Source organism: Rhodococcus sp. (in: high G+C Gram-positive bacteria), assembly GCF_049299235.1.
Lineage (GTDB): Bacteria > Actinomycetota > Actinomycetes > Mycobacteriales > Mycobacteriaceae > Rhodococcus.
In genome coordinates this window covers 1-4,028 of record NZ_JBAQXC010000131.1, presented here as the reverse complement: position 1 = coordinate 4,028, position 4,028 = coordinate 1, and the positions used below count along the sequence as shown (strand labels likewise).

General features: G+C 69.0%; 4 protein-coding genes. 1 reads left to right on the top strand and 3 read right to left on the bottom strand.

The annotated features are described in order from the left end of the window. Positions 1-15: 15 nt before the first annotated feature. The 3 genes from pth to WAX14_RS08100 form a co-directional block, all read right to left on the bottom strand. The gene (gene pth, locus WAX14_RS08110) at positions 16-588 is read right to left on the bottom strand and encodes an aminoacyl-tRNA hydrolase (RefSeq protein ID WP_422627576.1); all 573 of its coding nucleotides are present in this window, start codon (positions 586-588) and stop codon (positions 16-18) included. Between the two features lie 116 nt (positions 589-704). After that, positions 705-1,295, bottom strand: a complete 591-nt coding sequence (locus WAX14_RS08105) for a 50S ribosomal protein L25/general stress protein Ctc (protein WP_422627575.1) — start codon at positions 1,293-1,295, stop codon at positions 705-707. A 234-nt stretch (positions 1,296-1,529) separates the two neighbouring features. Then, positions 1,530-2,699, bottom strand: a complete 1,170-nt coding sequence (locus WAX14_RS08100; protein ID WP_422627574.1) for an aminotransferase class V-fold PLP-dependent enzyme — start codon at positions 2,697-2,699, stop codon at positions 1,530-1,532. A 280-nt stretch (positions 2,700-2,979) separates the two neighbouring features. Between WAX14_RS08100 and egtA the strand changes: the two genes are divergently transcribed. Next, on the top strand, positions 2,980-4,028 hold a 1,049-nt coding region (gene egtA / locus WAX14_RS08095; protein ID WP_422627573.1), incomplete at its 3' end, for an ergothioneine biosynthesis glutamate--cysteine ligase EgtA.

The following is a 4,028-nucleotide window of genomic DNA, read 5'->3' as shown; positions in this document are numbered from 1 at the left end:
CCCCCACACCGGGGGTCAGTGGATTCGGTTCTGTGCGCCTTCGAGGCCCAGGCGCAGCAGCAGTTCGACAGCGTCCGCGCCTTCCTCGCACAGAATGTCGAGTTCCTTGCGTTCTGTCGTCGAGAACGGTTTGAGTACGAAGTCCGCCGGATCCTGCCGTCCCGGCGGCCGGCCGATGCCCATGCGTACCCGCAGATAGTCCTTGGTACCCAGCGAGGTCGACGTCGACCGCAGCCCGTTGTGGCCGTTCTCGCCGCCCCCCTGTTTGAGCCGGATGGTGCCGAAATCCAGATCCAATTCGTCGTGGATCACCACGACGTTCGACGACTCGACCGAGAAGAACTTGACCAGACTCGCGACCGGGCCACCCGACACGTTCATGTAGGTGCGCGGTTTCGCGACGATTACCTGCCTGCCGTCGAGCCGAGCCTGCACGATGTCCGCATTGCTGCGCTTGTGCGCGGCGAACGAACCGCCGACACGTCCGGCGACCACGTCGGCCACCATGAAGCCGATGTTGTGGCGGGTCTTCTCGTACTTGGGCCCGGGATTGCCGAGTCCGACGACGAGCACGGTGTCCTCGCTCACGGTGGTGTATTCCTTCCCGACCGGGTGCCGGCGTCCGGCGCCAGGTCACACGCGCGCGGCGCGCCATCCCGTGCAGGATGACGCGCCGCAACGAACCATGTGGAGCCGTGGGTGGCTCAGGCCTCCTCGGCTGCGGCCTCGTCGCTCTCGTCGCCGGCCTCTTCGGTCGGCGCGACGACGTTGACGAGCAGCAGCTCGGCCTCATCGGCCAGCGCAGCGCCCGCGGGAAGGTCGACGCCGCCGGCGAGGAACTGGGTGCCGGGCTCGGCGCCCTCGATGGAGACCTCGACCTGCTCGGGGATGTGCAGGGCCTCGACCTCGAGCTTGATGGTGGTGACCTCGTTGACGACGAGGGTGCCCGGCGCGGCAGCGCCGGTGACGATCAGCGGCACCTCGACGATGACCTTCTCGCCCTTCTTCACGACCAGCAGGTCGGCATGCTCGATGTAGTTGCGGATCGGGTGCACGACGATCGACTTGGTCAGCGCCAGCTCCTCGGAACCGTCGACGTCGAGGGTGAGCACGGCGTTGGTGCCGTGGGCGCGCAGCACGGCAGCGAGCTCGCGGGCCGGGAGCGCGAGGTGCTTGGGGTCGGTGCCGTGGCCGTACAGCACGGCGGGGACCTGTCCGTCACGGCGGGCACGGCGGGCGGCGCCCTTGCCGAACTCGGTGCGGACGGCGGCGACGAGACGGTTCTCGTTGGACATGATGCGACGGCTCCTACGCTGGTGGCTCTCACTGGGTCGGTCTTCTCGGCGACGCGGAGACCGGACACGCGCGGGCCGGGAGCGTGGAACGCTCGAGCGGAGCCGCAGCCGCGTCGATCACGGTGAGCCAGCGATTACGCGGTTCACCCTCGCCGAGACAACTCGAAGGACTTTACCGGATCGCCGGAGGCAAAGCGAACAGCCCCCGCTCTCCCGGCGGCCGCGCCGCCGACGTCACAAGTTCCGGACGGCGGCCAGGAACCGATCGACATCGGCGGGGGAGACGAAATAGTGCGGTGACGCGCGCACCACCGCATCGAGTTTCCGCGCGGACATGTCCAGCAACGTCGAACTGCGATGGCTGACGGTCACCGTCACCGACCGGGCCGCGAGTGCATCGCGTACCGCGCTCGGCTCGTGGCCGTCCACGGTGAACGAGACGATGCCGCTGCGCGGGTCGCCGAGGTCGCGGACCCGGACACCGGGGATGCGCCCCAGGCCGTCGCGCAGATGCTCGGCGCGGTAGGAGATCGCGTCGGTGACCGCGTCGATCCCGAGGTCGAGCAGATAGTCGACCGCAGCGCCGAGACCGAGGCGCGCGGCGATGTCGGCTTCCCACAGTTCGAAGCGGGTGGCGTCGGGTGCGAGCTCGTACTCGTCGGTCCCCGACCACCGTGCGCTGTGCAGGTCCAGCACGGCCGGTTCGAGTTCGCCGATCAGCCTCGGACGCACATACAGGAAGCCGGTACCGCGGGGACCGCGCAGCCATTTCCGGCCGGTCGCGGACAGCGCATCCACGTCGAGTTCGGGAATGCTCACCGCGAGTTGCCCGACGGACTGGCATGCGTCGAGCAACACGAGCGCCCCGACCGCGTGCGCCGCGTCCGCGACCTCCCGCACCGGGTTGATGAGACCACCGTTGGTGGGGGCGTGTACCAGCGACACCAGCCTCACGCGCTCGTCGAGCATGGCGGTGAGCGCACCGACATCGATGCGTCCGTCCGGGTCGGACGGGATCTGTTCGACGGATGCGCCGGTGGCACGGGCGCGTTGCAGCGCGGCGACCGCGTTGGCCGCGTATTCGACACGGGAGATCAGGATGCGGTCACCGGGGCGCAGCGGCACCGCATAGAAGAACGATGTCCACGAGCGTGAGGCGCTGTCGGTGAGCGCCACCGACCCGGGTTCGACGTCGAGCAGTCGGCCGATCGCGGCTTTCACCGCGCCGAGTGCGTCCAGTTGCTCGTTCGCGGCGACATACCCGCCGACCTCCGCTTCGCGGCGCAGGTGGGTGACGACGGTGTCGAGCACGGGTGTCGGTGGCAGCGACGAACCGGCACTGTCGAGGAACACCCGGCCGAAACAACCGGGCGTGTCCCGGCGAACCTTTTCGAGATCCAGCACGGTCGAACCACCTCTTCGACATCACGTACGACCAGTAGGTATGCCAGGAATGTAGCGCCGTCACCCGTGTCGCCGCCGGAGTTCTCGCCGCGTCGAGACAGCCAGCGGGTTAGGCTCGTCTGTGTCCTGGCTCGGTGGCGAGGGAGGGTGATCGAGTGGTGATCGAGTGGTGACCGCGATCGGTACTGCGTCTCCGCGCGCGCTCTTCACCTCGCGTGCGGACGCGGAGGCACACGTTCGCCACCGCAGCTTCCGGTTCGGTCCGCCGAGGTTGATCGGGGTGGAACTGGAATGGCTGACTGCTCGCGCGGACGGTACCGCGGCCCGGCCCGCGCTGCAGGGGATCGTGGATTCGCTCGGCGCGCACGCACCGCGGACGGTGGCACCGACGTCGTCTGCCCGACCGTTGCCGTCCGGGAGTGTGGTCAGCCTCGAACCCGGCGGTCAGGTCGAGCTGTCCAGCGTGCCGTGCGCGTCGGCCCGGCAGGTGTGCGACCGTCTCGTCGCCGACTCTCGCATGCTGCGTTCCTTGCTGGCCCGGCGCTCACTGCTCATGCTCGATACGGCAGGCGACGATGTGCGGCCCCCGCACCGCCTGCTGCGCACTGCGCGTTACAGCGCAATGGAATTGCGGTTCGACCGGATCGGCCCGATGGGCAGGCTGATGATGAACAGCACCGCCGCGGTGCAGGTGAGTGTCGATGCCGGTGCGGACGACGACGAGGTACGTCGCCGCTGGCAGCTCCTCCACGCGATAGGGCCGACGATGATCTCGGCGTTCGCGTGTTCTCCTGTGCTGAAAGGTATTCCGGACGGGCGGTGGGCGTCGCAGCGCATGCGGACCTGGCTGAGTCTCGACCCCGACCGCACCACCCCGGTGTCCGACCCCGGCGACTATCCGGCGTGGGCGCTCGATGCGCCCCTGCTGTGCGTGAAAGCGTCCGGCCCGGAATGGCATGCGCCGCCGGACGCGTCGTTCGCGGATTGGCTGACCGGTTCGCTGGACGACGAGTTGCGCCGTCGCCCCACCGTCGACGATCTGGACTATCACCTGTCCACGCTGTTCCCGCCGGTCCGGCCGTCCGGTCACCTCGAGGTGCGGTATCTCGATGCGCAACCGGGCGGGCTGTGGCAGGTGCCGGTCGCGGCGATCGAGGCGTTGCTGACGTCTCCTGCGGTGATGGACGAGGCTGGGGCGATCGTCGCGCCGGTCGCGGACCGATGGCAGGAGGCGGCGGAGCAGGGGCTCGGTAGCCTCGAATTGCGTGCTGCGGCAGTCGGTGTGCTGGCACTGGCCGCCGAGGCGTCCCCGGACATGAGGTTCACCGC

Bases quoted from the DNA above. Each gene is read 5' to 3' on its own strand.
- WAX14_RS08105 (WP_422627575.1), bottom strand. From the start codon at position 1,295: ATGTCCAACGAGAACCGTCTCGTCGCCGCCGTCCGCACCGAGTTCGGC.